General features: G+C 63.0%; 17 protein-coding genes. 9 read left to right on the top strand and 8 right to left on the bottom strand.

Annotated elements, in window-relative coordinates:
- Positions 1-97: 97 nt before the first annotated feature.
- A complete protein-coding gene (locus CQ12_RS04235) occupies positions 98-928 on the top strand; it encodes an enoyl-CoA hydratase (RefSeq protein ID WP_057834107.1) in 831 nt (276 codons plus the stop codon).
- 112 nt (positions 929-1,040) lie between these two features.
- Here CQ12_RS04235 and CQ12_RS04230 read toward each other — a convergent pair whose 3' ends face one another.
- Positions 1,041-1,442 carry a nuclear transport factor 2 family protein gene (locus CQ12_RS04230; RefSeq protein WP_057834106.1) on the bottom strand — a complete coding sequence of 134 codons (402 nt, stop codon included), beginning with the start codon at positions 1,440-1,442 and terminating at the stop codon, positions 1,041-1,043.
- A 57-nt stretch (positions 1,443-1,499) separates the two neighbouring features.
- Positions 1,500-2,399: a LysR family transcriptional regulator gene (locus tag CQ12_RS04225; protein WP_057834105.1), complete on the bottom strand. Its 900-nt coding sequence runs from the start codon at positions 2,397-2,399 to the stop codon at positions 1,500-1,502.
- A 120-nt stretch (positions 2,400-2,519) separates the two neighbouring features.
- Between CQ12_RS04225 and CQ12_RS04220 the strand changes: the two genes are divergently transcribed.
- The gene (locus tag CQ12_RS04220; RefSeq protein WP_057834138.1) at positions 2,520-3,359 is read left to right on the top strand and encodes an oxidoreductase; all 840 of its coding nucleotides are present in this window, start codon (positions 2,520-2,522) and stop codon (positions 3,357-3,359) included.
- A 49-nt stretch (positions 3,360-3,408) separates the two neighbouring features.
- Here the strand turns inward: CQ12_RS04220 and CQ12_RS04215 are convergent, their stop codons facing one another.
- Together CQ12_RS04215 and CQ12_RS04210 are read right to left on the bottom strand one after the other, a co-directional pair.
- Positions 3,409-4,029 carry a GNAT family N-acetyltransferase gene (locus CQ12_RS04215; RefSeq protein ID WP_057834104.1) on the bottom strand — a complete coding sequence of 207 codons (621 nt, stop codon included), beginning with the start codon at positions 4,027-4,029 and terminating at the stop codon, positions 3,409-3,411.
- 72 nt (positions 4,030-4,101) lie between these two features.
- Positions 4,102-4,305 (bottom strand): DUF1127 domain-containing protein, encoded by a 204-nt coding sequence (locus CQ12_RS04210; protein WP_057834137.1) that lies wholly within the window; start codon positions 4,303-4,305, stop codon positions 4,102-4,104.
- 114 nt (positions 4,306-4,419) lie between these two features.
- On the opposite strand from CQ12_RS04210, the gene CQ12_RS04205 reads away from it, so the two are divergent.
- The 7 genes from CQ12_RS04205 (at position 4,420) to CQ12_RS47195 (ending at position 10,258) form a co-directional block, all read left to right on the top strand.
- Positions 4,420-5,319 carry a transcriptional regulator GcvA gene (locus CQ12_RS04205; protein ID WP_057834103.1) on the top strand — a complete coding sequence of 300 codons (900 nt, stop codon included), beginning with the start codon at positions 4,420-4,422 and terminating at the stop codon, positions 5,317-5,319.
- Positions 5,320-5,502: 183 nt separating this feature from the next.
- Positions 5,503-6,894, top strand: a complete 1,392-nt coding sequence (gene tcuA, locus CQ12_RS04200) for an FAD-dependent tricarballylate dehydrogenase TcuA (protein WP_057834136.1) — start codon at positions 5,503-5,505, stop codon at positions 6,892-6,894.
- 54 nt (positions 6,895-6,948) lie between these two features.
- Positions 6,949-7,980: an alpha/beta hydrolase gene (locus CQ12_RS04195; protein ID WP_057834102.1), complete on the top strand. Its 1,032-nt coding sequence runs from the start codon at positions 6,949-6,951 to the stop codon at positions 7,978-7,980.
- A 30-nt stretch (positions 7,981-8,010) separates the two neighbouring features.
- Complete coding sequence (gene tcuB, locus CQ12_RS04190; RefSeq protein WP_057834101.1) at positions 8,011-9,126, top strand: tricarballylate utilization 4Fe-4S protein TcuB; 1,116 nt, start codon at positions 8,011-8,013, stop codon at positions 9,124-9,126.
- Positions 9,127-9,392: 266 nt separating this feature from the next.
- A complete protein-coding gene (locus CQ12_RS04185; protein ID WP_057834100.1) occupies positions 9,393-9,674 on the top strand; it encodes a hypothetical protein in 282 nt (93 codons plus the stop codon).
- 249 nt (positions 9,675-9,923) lie between these two features.
- Positions 9,924-10,133, top strand: a complete 210-nt coding sequence (locus CQ12_RS43360; protein WP_065751386.1) for a hypothetical protein — start codon at positions 9,924-9,926, stop codon at positions 10,131-10,133.
- 2 nt (positions 10,134-10,135) lie between these two features.
- Positions 10,136-10,258 (top strand): hypothetical protein, encoded by a 123-nt coding sequence (locus CQ12_RS47195; protein WP_283807349.1) that lies wholly within the window; start codon positions 10,136-10,138, stop codon positions 10,256-10,258.
- 135 nt (positions 10,259-10,393) lie between these two features.
- Here CQ12_RS47195 and CQ12_RS04180 read toward each other — a convergent pair whose 3' ends face one another.
- The 4 genes from CQ12_RS04180 to CQ12_RS04165 form a co-directional block, all read right to left on the bottom strand.
- A complete protein-coding gene (locus CQ12_RS04180; protein ID WP_057834099.1) occupies positions 10,394-10,984 on the bottom strand; it encodes a DedA family protein in 591 nt (196 codons plus the stop codon).
- A gap of 105 nt (positions 10,985-11,089) precedes the next feature.
- Complete coding sequence (locus tag CQ12_RS04175) at positions 11,090-11,503, bottom strand: Rieske (2Fe-2S) protein (protein WP_057834098.1); 414 nt, start codon at positions 11,501-11,503, stop codon at positions 11,090-11,092.
- A 51-nt stretch (positions 11,504-11,554) separates the two neighbouring features.
- Entirely contained in the window at positions 11,555-12,658 is a 1,104-nt protein-coding gene (locus tag CQ12_RS04170) for an amidohydrolase family protein (protein WP_057834097.1), read from the bottom strand.
- Positions 12,655-13,734: an amidohydrolase family protein gene (locus CQ12_RS04165; RefSeq protein WP_057834096.1), complete on the bottom strand. Its 1,080-nt coding sequence runs from the start codon at positions 13,732-13,734 to the stop codon at positions 12,655-12,657. Before CQ12_RS04165 ends, CQ12_RS04170 begins: the two co-directional genes overlap by 4 nt.
- Between the last annotated feature and the right edge of the window lie 129 nt (positions 13,735-13,863).

Below are 13,863 nucleotides of genomic sequence, written 5' to 3'. Positions count from 1 at the left end.
ATCTCTCGTCGAATGCGTTTCCTGATGGTGGGCACGCTTCGCTTTGCCCACCCTACGAAACCATCGCTCTTCGCAACGGACAACAACAGGGGGAAACATGACCGCCGAAACCAAAATCGACACCGGCACCGAGGAACTGCTCTGCGTGATCCGCGACCGCGTCGCCATCATCACGCTGAACCGTCCCGAAGCGCGCAACGCGTTCTCGGATACGCTGACGCCGGCGTTGCGCAGCATGATCAAGGCCTGCGGTGAGAACCCCGAGGTCGGCGCGCTGTTGCTCACCGGCGCGGGCACAGCGTTCTGCGCCGGCGGCAACGTCAAGGGCATGGGCGCGCATCGCGACAAGAAGAAGATGGAGATGTCCTACGAGGACAAGGTCGCCGACCTGCAGGAGCGGCAGCGCCTGTTGACCGGCGCGCTGGTCTCGGTGCGCAAGCCGACCATCGCGGCGCTACCCGGCCCCGCGGTCGGCGCCGGACTTGCGCTCGCGCTCGCCTGCGACATCCGGATCGCGGCGCAATCGGCATTCGTCGCCACCGGCTATGTCCGCGTCGGGCTCTCCGGCGACTACGGTATTGCCTGGCTGTTGACGCGGCTGGTCGGCACCTCGCGGGCCCGCGAACTGATGTTCACCGGCGACAAGGTCGATGCCACGCGATGCGAGACGCTCGGCCTCGTCAACCGCGTGGTGCCCGACGACAAGCTGCAGGCCGAAGCCTTCGCGCTCGCCAAATCCATGGCCGAAGGCCCGACGCTGGCGCTGCGCTACATCAAGGACAACCTCGACGAGGCGCTCCAGTTCGACTTCGCCACCGCCCGCGACCACGAGGCCGAGCGCCTGACGCGCCTGACTACCACCGCCGATCACAAGGAAGCGGTGCAGGCGTTCATAGAAAAGCGCAAACCGGTATTTTCGGGAGAGTGAATATCTTGCAGCCCGGATGAGCGGAGCGACATCCGGATGAGTCCGGCCGTAGCGAGAGTTTCCCCGGATGTCGCTTCGCTCATCCGGGCTACGAAGCTACGAGAACCCGAAACTAGATCGGGTTCTCGGCAAACAGCCGCGCCACCATCACCGAATCGAGATAGGCCCGCACGCGCACGATGGTATCGTTTCTGAAATAGCAGACCCAGCAATAGTGATTGTCGAAGCGGAAACCGTTTTTCGCGATTGCTTCGGAATGCAATTCAACAATCGCCACATCATCCTGCACGATCAGGCTGTCGACGTGTAATTGCGCCCCGTTCGGCAGCACCTTGCCGAGCTTGGCAAACGTGCCGGCGATAAAATCGGCCTTCGACAAATAGTGACCGGCGAGCGGATGCGTGCCCATCACGGTCCAGTCTACGTCATCGGCGACGTGGGCAAAGAAGCCGGCGCCATCGCCATGCTCGAGACCGGCAAAGATCTTTCGCACAAATCCTGGATCGACGCCCATGATCGGCCCTCCCCTGCGAAGTCGCGGAAAGAAGGCTAGACCGCGGCGAAGGCATTATCAATCGACCGCCGCCCCGCCCCGGCGCGCAAAATCGACGAATGCGCGCAGCGCGGCGGGCAGTTGTCGCCGGCTCGGATAGTACAGGAAGAAGCCGGGATAGGCCGGACACCAGTCAGCCAGCACGCGCACCAGCTTGCGCCTGGCGATCAGCTCCTCGACCTGCGCTTCGAACACGAAGGCGAGGCCGGCGCCATCCAGCGCCGCATCGACCATCAGGTCCTGGTCGTTCAGTGTCAGCGGCCCCTCGACGTCGATATCGACCTCGATGCCGCCGCGCTCGAACTCCCAGCGATACATCACGCCGCTGGTGAAGCGGTAGCGGATGCACGGCATGCCCTTGAGATCATGCGGCGTGATCGGCGGCTTATGAACTTTGAAATATCGGGGTGAGCCCACGACCGCAAAGCGATGCCGCGGGCCGATCGGGACCGCGATCATGTCGGCGGCGATGGTCTCGCCGAACCGGACGCCGGCATCGAAGCCCGCCGCGACCGTATCGATCAGCGCGTCGTTGATGACGATCTCGACATTGACGTCGGGGAAGTCTTTCAGGAAGCGCGTCACGATCGGCAGCAGCACCAGTTGCGTCGATTGCCGCGCGGCGTTGAACCGCAGCGTGCCGGTCGGCTTGCCGCGGAAATTGTTGAGATCTTCCAGCGCGTCGTCGATGTCGCGGAACGCCGGGCTGATCCGCGAGAACAGCCGCTCGCCGGCTTCGGTCAGCGCGACGCTGCGCGTGGTGCGGTTTATCAGCCGCAGGTCCAGCCGCTCCTCGATGTTGCGCAGCGCGTGGCTCAGCGCCGAGGCCGAAACGCCGAGTTCGGTAGCGGCCGCGCGAAAGCTGCGATGCCTGGCGATGGCGAGGAAGGTCGCGAGGTCGGAAGGGTCGATCCGCATTGATGAGTTTTTCTCAGTAACTCATGGAATATTTAGCGGATTATCTCAGGTATGGCGAGCCGCTATTCCTTGCCCATCAGGTTCGGCGATCCCGCCGGGCCCAACCGAAAGGGCAGGAAAATGCGTGTCTGGTTCATCACAGGAGCTTCCCGGGGTTTTGGCGCGCTGATCGCGGAGGCCGCTCTGAAAGCGGGCAATGCGGTGGTTGCCACCGCGCGCGATCCCAACACCGTCACCGCCCGCCTCGGTCAGCATGAACGGCTGCTGGCCACGCGGCTCGACGTCACCAGCGACGCTGAGGCCCATGAGGCTGCGGGCCAGGCGGTGAAAAAGTTCGGCCGCATCGATATCCTCGTCAACAACGCCGGCTATGGCCTGTTGGGCGCAATCGAGGAAGCCAGCGCCGCGGAAACGGCCAAGCTGTTCAACACCAACGTGTTCGGTCTGCTCGGCGTCACACGCGCGGTGCTGCCGCATATGCGCCGGCAGCGCTCAGGCCATGTCATCAACATCTCCTCGGTCGGCGGCTACACCGGCTATCCCGGCTGGGGCGTCTATGGCGCGACCAAGTTCGCGGTCGAAGGCATCAGCGAGGCGCTGTCAGCCGAAGTCGCGCCGCTCGGCATCAAGGTCACCGTGGTCGAGCCCGGCTTCTTCCGCACCGATTTCCTCGACGAGACATCTCTGGCGCGCACGGCGCAGCATATCGACGACTACCGCGAAAGCGTCGGCAACACCCGGGCGCACGCCGCCGACGCCAACCATGGCCAGCGCGGCGACCCGCGCAAGCTTGCGAGCGCCTTCATCGCGCTGGTGAACGCCAAGAATCCGCCGCTGCGGCTGCCACTCGGCAGCGACACGGTGGAGCGGATCGAAGCGAAAAACGCCTTCGTTGCAAGGGAATTGACCGAATGGCGAACGCTGGCGACCTCCACGGACTTCACTGACGAAGCCGCGTAACGACAGAAAAAAGCCCGGTTCTGGTGCGGCCAGAACCGGGCTCAGTGTATCAAACCGCAAGCGAGGACATTGCGCTGGGAGAGACGGCGGCAAGCCGCCAACTGGCGCATGGGATTTCCTGCGGCTCGATATGGATCTGTTTCTGGAAGCGCGTCAGCCTCCAGTCGCCAGGCGTATTGGTGAAGGCGTAGCCGGCCTTGCGGGCAAGCGCGATCATCACGTCGTTGGAGCGGAGCGTGTCGCCGAAGATGCGTTCAGCGCCGAACGAGGCTGCGCGGCATTCGAGATTCTTCAACAGCGCCTTGCCGATGCCGTGGCCCTGCCAGCGATCGTCGATCGACAGGCCGAACTCGATCGAAGCAGCCTCGCTGTCGAAGGCATAGCGCGCTTCGCCCACAATGGTCTCGCGGCCGTCGACCAGCATGGTCGCGATCACGCTGAACCGATCGGCCTCGCCGACATGGATGAAGCGCTCGAGTTCAGATGCCGGCAGTTCGCTGGCGGCGCCGAGAAAGCGACTGTAACGCGAACGTGTCGAGAGCGAGCGGAAATAATTCTGCAGCGCCTCGGCATCGCGCGGCTCGACGAAGCGTACGGTCACGGCCTGGCCGTGCCGCGAACGCAGCACGTCCGAATACTGCCCGAGATCGTCGAAACGCAGCGTGGTCATGGCGCGCTCCCGCCGGTCCTCAATGAAAATGGCCGGCGCCCCTCTGAAGAGGCGGCGCCAGCCGGCTGCTGCTCAAGCCCGCCAGAACGGTTTATCGGCCTCGTAGGCGACGTCGCTCCAGGAGATACCGATGTCGTGCAGTTCCCGGTCCGACCACCTCGCCAGTTCGCGGCGCGACTGGTAGCGCTGCCGCCAGACATGGAAGGTCTCGGCCAACTGGCTCAAAAACCCCGGTCCATGATGATTTATCATCGATTCATGCGTGTAAGTGGACATTTTCGGCTCCTGTAGTAATCTGTTGTTGCTAATATCTGCCTTGTTCGAGCCTTCCACAAACGACACTTTGTACCGTTTCGGATGATATAAACTCATGTATCTGGGGATCGCGGAATGACCGCCAGGCTGCCATCGCTTAATGGTCTGCGGGCTTTCGAGGCCGCCGCCCGGCATTTGAGCTTTACGCAGGCGGCATCCGAGCTGAACGTCACGCAGACCGCGATCAGCCATCAGATCAAGCGGCTGGAGGAAGAGCTCGGCGTTCGCCTGTTCATCCGCCAGAATCGCTCGCTGGCGCTGACGGCGGAAGCGCAGGACTACCTTCCGGGCATCCGCGCCGCCTTCAACGATCTGCGGCTTGCGACCGACCGCCTGCTGCGCAAGGACGACGACCGCGTGCTGACGGTATCGACGCTGGCCTCGCTGGCGGCCAAATGGCTGCTGCCGCGGCTGACCGCGTTCCAGGAAGCCCATCCCGGCATCGACGTGCGCATCACGACCTCGACCAACCTGGTCGATTTCCAGCGCGACAATGTCGACGCCGCCATCCGCTACGGCCGCGGCCAGTGGCCCGGCGTTCGCGCCGACTGGCTGATGGCGGACGAGCTTTTTCCGGTGTGCAGCCCGGCGCTGCTGAAGGGCAACAAGCCGCTGAGATGTCCCGAAGACCTCAGGGACCACGTGCTGCTCCATACCAGCAGTATGAACAGCGACGATTGGCGACTGTGGCTGACGGCGGCCGGGCTGCCGGCCGATCTGTCGAAGCAACCGGGCGTGACCTTCGACATGATCTTCATGACGGTGCAGGCCGCGATCGACGGCTTCGGCGTCGCGCTGGGACGTACCGCCTATGTGGAGGAAGACATCGCGCGGGGCCGGCTCGTAGTTCCCTTCAAGATCACGCTGCCGGTTGATGCGGGATTCTATCTGGTCTCCCCGATGGGAAGGGCCGATCCGCCGAAGCTGGCGGCGTTCCGGCAATGGCTGCTCGCCTCCGTGCAAAACAAGCCCTGAGCTTGGCAGATATTCCGCATCGCGCCTTGCATGCGACATCGTCGCATGGCCCTGCGCAGCGCACGAGAGACGTGACGCGGCCGTTGCGGCAGGCTAGAAAATCGCCGGGGTGGATGGAGTTGTCTGGCCGAGCGCCGGTTTGATTTTCCAGGCCAACAACGACAACAAGAGCGCATGGCCGACTTGAATCGGAAATTCGATGTACTGGTGATCGGCGGCGGCAACGCCGCGCTCTGCGCGGCCATCAGCGCCCGGCGCGCCGGCGCTTCCGTGCTGGTGCTGGAAGGCGCGCCGAAATTCTATCGCGGCGGCAATACCCGCCATACCCGCAACATGCGCTGCGCGCACGATGCCGCGACCGAGATTCTCACTGGCCCCTACACCGAGGAAGAGTTCTGGGACGATCTGTTGCGCCTGACTGGCGGGCAGACGGATGAAGAACTCGCCAAGTTCATGATCAAGGAGTCGAAAGACATCCTGAACTGGATCGTCGAACAGGGCGTGCGCTGGCAGCCCTCGCTCGGCGGCACGCTGAGCCTTGGCCGCACCAATTCGTTCTTCCTTGGCGGCGGACGCGCGATGCTGAACGCGCTCTATCTCACCGCGGAAAAACTCGGCGTCGAGATCGCCTATGATGCTGAGGTCATCGACCTCGAGATCGAGGACGGCATGTTCCTGTCCGCAAAACTTAAGCAGCCGATCGATGGCGCGAGCGAAATCCGCGCTTCCGCGCTGGTCGCGGCCGCCGGCGGCTTTGAAGCCAACATTGAATGGCTGAAGGAGTATTGGGGCGAGGCCGCCGACAATTTCCTGATCCGCGGCACGCCCTATAATCGGGGCTCGATCCTGAAGATGCTGCTCGCCAAGGGCGTGCAGGACATCGGCGATCCCACCCAGTGCCATGCGGTCGCGATCGACGCCCGCGCGCCGAAATTCGACGGCGGCATTATCACGCGGCACGACTCGGTGGTGTTCGGCATCGTCGTCAACAAGCACGCGGAGCGGTTCTACGACGAGGGCGAGGACATCTGGCCGAAGCGCTACGCGATCTGGGGACGGCTGGTGGCGGCGCAGCCGGACCAGATCGCCTACATCATCTTCGATTCCACCGTGGTCACCAGCTTCATGCCGACGCTGTTTCCGCCGATCGCGGGCGCCAGCATCGCCGAGCTCGCCGGCAAGCTCGAACTCGATCCCGCAGCGCTGGAAAAAACGATCACCGAATTCAACGCCGCCGTGCAGCCCGGCACCTTCGACCACACCATCCTGGACGATTGCCGCACCGCGGGCATCTCCCCGCCGAAGACGCATTGGGCGCGCAAGATCGAGACGCCGCCCTATCTCGCCTATCCGGTGCGGCCCGGCATCACCTTCACTTATCTCGGCACCCGCGTGAACAAGCAGTCGCGCATGGTGATGAAGGACGGCAAGCCATCGGCCAACATGTTTGCGGCCGGCGAGATCATGGCCGGCAACGTGCTAGGCAAGGGCTATGCGGCCGGCATCGGCATGACCATCGGCAGCGTGTTCGGGCGGGTGGCCGGGCGTGAGGCGGCGAAGAATGCGAGGAATTAGAAGTCACCGCGCCCCGCTCTTTGCGGGGAGAGGGAGACAACAACGGGAGGATTTGTGATGCGGCTTGCGATTGCTTCTGCTGCGGCAGTTCTGGTGGGCGCGACGTTGGCGAACGCCGCCGAGCCGATCGCGCTGCGCGATATGGGTTCGTTCCATGTCGGCGGTCGGTTGGTCGAGATTTCCGGCAAGCCGGTGAAGGAGGTGACCTTCACGCCCGGCGGCGTGCCGGCAAAGGTCGATCCGAACGGCACCTATCAGGTCGAGCAGATGTATGTTCAGTATTTTCTGCCCGCCAACGAGAAGGGCGCCTATCCGCTGCTGATGTGGCATGGCGGCGGGCTGACCGGCGTCACCTATGAGACGACGCCGGACGGACGCGAAGGCTGGCTGAACTATTTCCTGCGCAAGGGCTGGGCCGTCTACAATTCCGACGCGGTCGAGCGCGGCCGCGCCGGCTGGGCACAATATCCAGATATCTTCAAGAGCGAGCCGGTGTTCCTCACCACGGCGAACCCGTTCGAGCGCTTCCGCATCGGCGACGGCGCGGGCTCCTACGATCCGGATCCCGCCAAACGCAAGCTGATGCCGGGCAGCCAGTTTCCGAACGAGGGCTATGAGAACTTCGTCAAGCAGAACGTGCCGCGCTGGACCACGACTGACGACGCCATCATCGCCGCCTATCTCGCCGAGATCGACCGCGTCGGTCCGTCCATCATCCTGTTCCACAGCCAGGCCGGCAGCTTCGGTTTCAAGGTGGCGCAGGCACGGCCCGACAAGGTCAAGGCGCTGATCGCGGTCGAGCCTGCCGGCCTCGGCGATCCCGCCAAGGCCGATCTGCTGAAAAACATTCCGACGCTGATCATCTATGGCGACTACATCGAGAAGGATTCGCGCTGGCCGAAGATCCGCGCCAACGGCCTTGCCTTTGCGGACGCCGTCAGGGCGGCGGGCGGCAGCGTCGATGTCGTCGACCTGCCGCAGGCCGGCATCAAGGGCAACTCGCACATGGTAATGATGGACAAGAACAATGCCGAGGTCGCCGCGCTGATCCAGAAGTGGCTCGAAGGCAAGGGCCTGACGAAGTAACCGGGAAGGCCGGCGGGCAGGAAGCAACGGATGCACGGAACGAGAATCCTTGAGGAAGCCGACCGCCTGATGACGGTCTGCAATTCCTGCCGCTATTGCGAGGGGCTGTGCGCGGTCTTTCCGGCGATGGAAATGCGCCGCGCCTTCTCCGACGGCGACCTCAACTATCTCGCCAATCTCTGCCACGCCTGCGGTGCCTGCTACACCGACTGCCAGTTCTCGCCGCCGCATGAGTTCAACGTCAATGTGCCGAAGACGCTGGCGGTGGCGCGCGCCGAATCCTACGCGGCGTATGCATGGCCACGCGTCTTCGCAGGCGCGTTTGCGCGCAACGGGCTCGTCATCAGCCTTGTTGCGGCATTCAGCGTTGCCGCGTTCATTTTCGGCTTTGCTGCCTGGCACGACTGGAAGGTCTTGTTCGGCGTGCATACCGGGCCGGGCGCGTTCTATAAATTGATGCCGCACAACGCGATGGCAGCCCTGTTCGGCGCGGCGTTCCTCTACGCGATCGTCGCACTGGTGATGGGCGTGCGCGCGTTCTGGCGCGATATCGGCGAGCCGGTCGGCATGAAGACCGATGCCGCCGCGCTGTTGCAGGCGATCCGCGACGCCGGCGAGTTGCGCTATCTCGACGGCGGCGGCGTCGGCTGCTTCAACGAGGACGATCGCCCGACCGACCGCCGCCGGCTCTATCACCATTTCACCTTCTACGGCTTCGCGCTGTGCTTCGCCTCGACCTCGGTCGCCACGCTCTATCACTATCTCTGGGCGCGGCAGGCGCCCTACCCGTGGTGGGATCTGCCGGTCGTCCTCGGCACGCTCGGTGGCATCGGCCTGTTGATCGGGCCGATCGGTTTGCTGGCCGAGCGATGGAAGCGCGATTCCGTGCTCGTCGACGAGGCGCGCTACGGCATGGATGTCGCATTCATCGTGATGCTGTTCCTGACCAGCCTCACCGGCATGGCGCTTTTGATCCTGCGCGAGACCGCGGCGATGGGCCCGCTGCTGGCGCTGCATCTCGGCGTGGTGTTTTCGCTATTCGTCACCATGCCCTATGGAAAGTTCGTGCACGGCATCTACCGATTCACCGCGCTGGTGCGTTATGCGATGGAGCGCAAGGCGATGGCGCATGGGGCGGGGGAATAGAGACCTCGCTCTCTCCACGTCATTGCGAGCGCGGCGAAGCAATCCATAGCGCCACAAGCCGAGACATGGATTGCTTCCGCCTTCGCTCTTCGAGCTTCGGCGGACAAGTCGTCGTTTTGCTCCTCGCAATGCAAAATGACCGGCCTCACATTCAGGTTACCCACGTGACCCACATCACATGGTCTTCCGAACCTCATTCCTTCTCGCGCCGTCGAACGTCTGTGCGAGCCATTCCGGCTTCGCCAACCTGGGAATGGAGAGTACAGATGTCGATGAAGTTGATCCTGTCTGCGGCAGCTTTGGTCGTAGCCAGTGCGACAAGCAGCATGGCCGCTCCCGCGTTCGTGCCGTCGCCCTACTGCGATCAGGCAGTATCGCGGCAGGCTTGCGGAGATCACATGAGCTATGTGCAGTCGCTTCGCACCCGCCGCGACACTTCGCTGAGCTACATGAAGAATCTCGACCCGCGCGAAAACCAGTCGCTGCGTGACGGAGGCGGTGGTGGTGGAGGCGGCGGCGGAGGCGGAGGTGGCGGCGGCGGTCGTTAACCACCATAGTGCCGTAGGGCGGGCAAAGCGACAGCGTGCCCATCATCCAGGAAACGCGTTCGGTGATGGATGGTGGGCACGGCGCAAGTGCGCCTTTGCCCACCCTACGGCCTACAATCGTTAATCCCTTCGCAATGTGTCAATGCAGCCATGCGCGCTACCTGGTCTGGCATTGGCGCTCACCGATACCCATCTCCGATTCAGGTAGGAAATTCGCTCCAAGGACAACTCCGATAAAGGAGCCATCCAATGGCGAACGCATTAACCACTGGGGCCTGGCTTTCTGCCCCGATCAAAAAGCCTTCATTTTTCGAACGATTGTTGCGCGTCTTCGTCGAATCCCGTCAGCGGCAGGCTGACCGTGTTGTTGACGAGTACATTGCCAGCCACGGCCTGCAAAAGCTGTCGGACGACGCAGAACGACAGATCAGCCGCTTGCTGATCAAGGCAGGTCAATAGCCATGATCACACTCATCATCATACAGCTCGCAAGCAAGCTCGCGCGATTTGGGAAAGAGGTTCTTGAGACCTGGCGCGAAGCTCAGCAACTTCGCCGCACGCTTGGCGGTCCGATGGAGGAGTAGCACCGCAGGGTGCAGCAAAGCGGCTTGTACGCCGTAGCTCAACGAGCGAACGCGGCAGCGTGCCCCCAAACACGCTGGATATGCCGAAGCAATGGTGGGCACGGCGCAAGTGCGCCTTTGCCCACCCTGCTCGTTTCAGTATCGCTGCACGATCTGATCGAGCTTCCTGCTAAGCAACCAGGACAGGCCGAGGAACGCGACCAGCATCACGATGCCCAGGCCCGAAGAGGCGTTGTTGATGGACGTCTCCGAGAATTGACCAAAGGCATAACCGGCCGAGACAACGACGCCGGACCAAAGTCCCGCCGCGACGAAGTTGAGCGCAAGAAAAGTGGACCAGGGCAGCCGCGATATGCCGTAGGCAAACCCCGCGAGCCCGCGGATGCCATGCGGGAAACGATGGAAAAGGATCATCCAGACATAGTGACGTTCCGTCAGGCGAATGACCGTCTGCACGGTGCGCTCGAACCGCGGAAAACGATCGAGCAAGCGGGCGCCATAGCGTCGCCCGATCCAGAAGCGAATGACGTCGCCGGTGAAACTGCCGAACCAGCAGACCACGATGAGCGTGCCAAAACCCAGCGCCCCCGAATGCGCCGCGTAGCCCGCGAACAGCGCAAGCAGCAGGCTATGCGAGGCCGCATAGGCAAACATGAAGCTGTAGGCCACATCGCCATGCTGGCGTATGAGGTCGAGGAATGAGGTCAGATCCGTCGGAAACAGCAATGTAGGCCCACTCGCTTATGGAAGGTTCCCCCAGACGAGTGGGTTCAGCCTGAACGCTAGCACTCCGCGGAAGGCCACGGAAGCCAATAGAAAGGCTTATGGCTGCTACAAATCGACCACCACGTAGTCGCTCTCGACCGAGACTGCGATCGTCTCTGCGACATAAGGTCCCTTCACTACCGCTGTTCCCGGCTCGACATTGACGGGATAGGCGCGGACGCGGAAGCGTTTGGGGTCGCAATAGGACTGCCCGGTGCGGATGTCGAACTCCCAACCGTGCCAGGGACAGCGGATGATTTCGCCAAGCTTGGTGTATTCGATCTCGCCGGGATCAGACGATTGCGCCAGTCCGATCAGCGGGCCCTCGCACAGCGCCGCCCCCTGATGCGGGCAGCGGTTCAACAGGCCGAAGAACTCGCCCTTGATGTTGAAGATCGCGATCGGCCGCCCGTCGATGTCGAGGAATTTTCGCGTCCCAGGCGGCAGCTCATCCACCGGGGCAATCACATGCCGAACCATCTTAATCTCTGCGCATAATCTGTTCGGAAAACCGGCGCCCACTTTTCCGGATCATGCGACACCGTACAGCTTCTTTGCGTTGCCGAGATAGAACGCTTCACGGTTGGCTTCGCTGACGCCGGGCGGCAGCACGCGTGACGGCTCGTCGAAATCCCAATGCGGGTAGTCGGTGGCGAACAACAACTTGTCCCAGCCGATCCATTCGATGGTCTGGAACAGATGGTCGCGGCGCTCCGGATCCTCCATCGGCTGCGTGGTCCACCAGATATGGTCGCGGATATATTCCGACGGCTTGCGCTTCAGATACGGCACCTCGCTGTGCAGCCGCTCAAAGCTCTTGTCGAGCCGCCAGCCGAGCGACGGCGCCCAGCCGAAGCCGGCCTCGATCATCACCATCTTCAGCTTCGGGAAGCGTTCGAACACGCCTTCGAGCACGAGGCTTGCCAGCACGGTCTGCTGGCACTGGGCATGGCCGACCATCTCCTCGATGTAGAAGCTCGGCCATCCCGAGGGGGTGAGCGGATTGCCGCCGAAGCCGAAGGCATGGATGCCGACCGGCAGGCCGATTTCCTGCGCCGCCTCGTAGACCGGCCAATAGCGGCGCTGGCCGAGCGGCTCGACGTTGCGCGAGAGCAGCAGCACCTGCACGAAGTTCGGATCGCCCGCGCGCTTGCGGATTTCAGCGGCGGCGGTCACGCCATCTTCATTGGCGACGACGATAGAACCTTTCAGACGCTTGTCCTTGCTGGTCCATTTCTCGATCTGCCAGTCGTTGATCGCCGCACAGAGCGCGGCGGCGAAATCCTGGTTGCGCAGGCCCTGCCCGGTGGCGAGCGGATTGAGCACGCCGAGCGCAACGTTGTAGGGATCGAGCAATTGCTTCTGCATGAAGGAGAGCGAGGAGCCCTGCGGCCCGCCTTCCGGCGGCCAGGCATCGCGACGTGAGGCGTTCGGCTGCGCCTTCGGATAGGGCGGGCCCTCCATCATGCCGTGATAGGCCTGGATGCCGTAGGTTTCGAGATGCGAATGCCAGCGCTTTTCCAGGAGCGGATAAAGCTCGTCCTTGGTGGCGCGCGCCGGGTGGATATCGCAATCCGCGATCGCGGTCTTGATGCTGGTGGATACCGACGGCTCTGGGCGAAACTGGACGTTCATGGCGTCGTCTCCTTCGCTAATTCCAATCGGCCGTAAGTCGCGAGCGGATTATCGATCATGATCTTGCGGACCAGATCGCCCGACAGGCCCGGCGGCAACACCTCGTCACCGTCGAATTGCCAGTGCGGATAGTCGGTCGAGAATAGGAGCAATTCGTCCGACTGCATATGGTCAAACAGGCGGTTCAGGGTTGCGGTATCAGGCGGCGCATCGACCGGCTGCAGCGAGAATCGGATGTTGCTGCGCACAATCTCCAGCGGCGCGCGATCGACCCACGGCGTTTCCATCCGGATGCCGCGCCAGAACTTGTGCAGCCGCCACAGATAGGCCGGCAACCAGGTGAAGCCCGATTCCAGCATGACCATTTTCAGCTTCGGATGGCGGGCGAACACGCCTTCGACGATCAGGCTGGTGAGCTGGGTCTGGAACGCGGTCGCCTGCGCGACATAGTCCTCGATGTGATAGGAACCCCAGCCGACCGAAGTCGGCGGGTTGTGATAGGCGCTGCCGGCATGGACGCCGACGGCGAGGCCCAGCCGTTCGGCAGCGGCATAGATCGGCCAGTAGGCGCGTTTTCCCAGCGGCATGTCGCCCATGACCAGCATCAGCACCTGGACGAAGCGCCTGTCCTTGGCGCAGCGCTCGATCTCCGCGACCGATTTCTCCACACTCTGCGTCGGGATCACGATCGAGCCGCGGAGCCGCGCGTCCTTGTCGAGCCATTCTTTGGCCAGCCAATCGTTCAGCGCGCGGCAGAACGCATCCTGCATGTCCTCGGAAAACACCATCTGCACGCCATAGAGCGGATTGCAGATGCCGTAACGCACGCCGAACCGATCGAGCGCCTGCTTCTGCATGTCGGCGAGATCGGCACCCGGCTTGCCCTGCGCGGGCCGCCAGTCCGGCCGCGACGAGATCGGCGAATTGGTCGGATAGGATTGCGAGACCAGGTCGGTCATGCCACGCGTCGTCACCTGGTCGCGCCAGTAGTCGTTCATGTAGGGCAGCAGGCTGGTCAGATGCGGAACGGCGGGATGCAGATCGCAATCCACGCCACCCGGGATCGGCGACGTCATGGTGTTTCCTCGTATGCCCGCACGACGCAGTTGTTTGAGCTATTCAATCAGGGCCGCCCGCGCCCCGCAACTCGGCAAGCGTGAACCTCCTGTGCTAGGAAGACATGACTGGCGGGATTTTTGGGAGGT

Source organism: Bradyrhizobium jicamae, from assembly GCF_001440395.1.
GTDB classification, from domain to species: Bacteria; Pseudomonadota; Alphaproteobacteria; order Rhizobiales; family Xanthobacteraceae; genus Bradyrhizobium; species Bradyrhizobium jicamae.
This window is presented reverse-complemented; position numbering and strand designations above follow the sequence as displayed.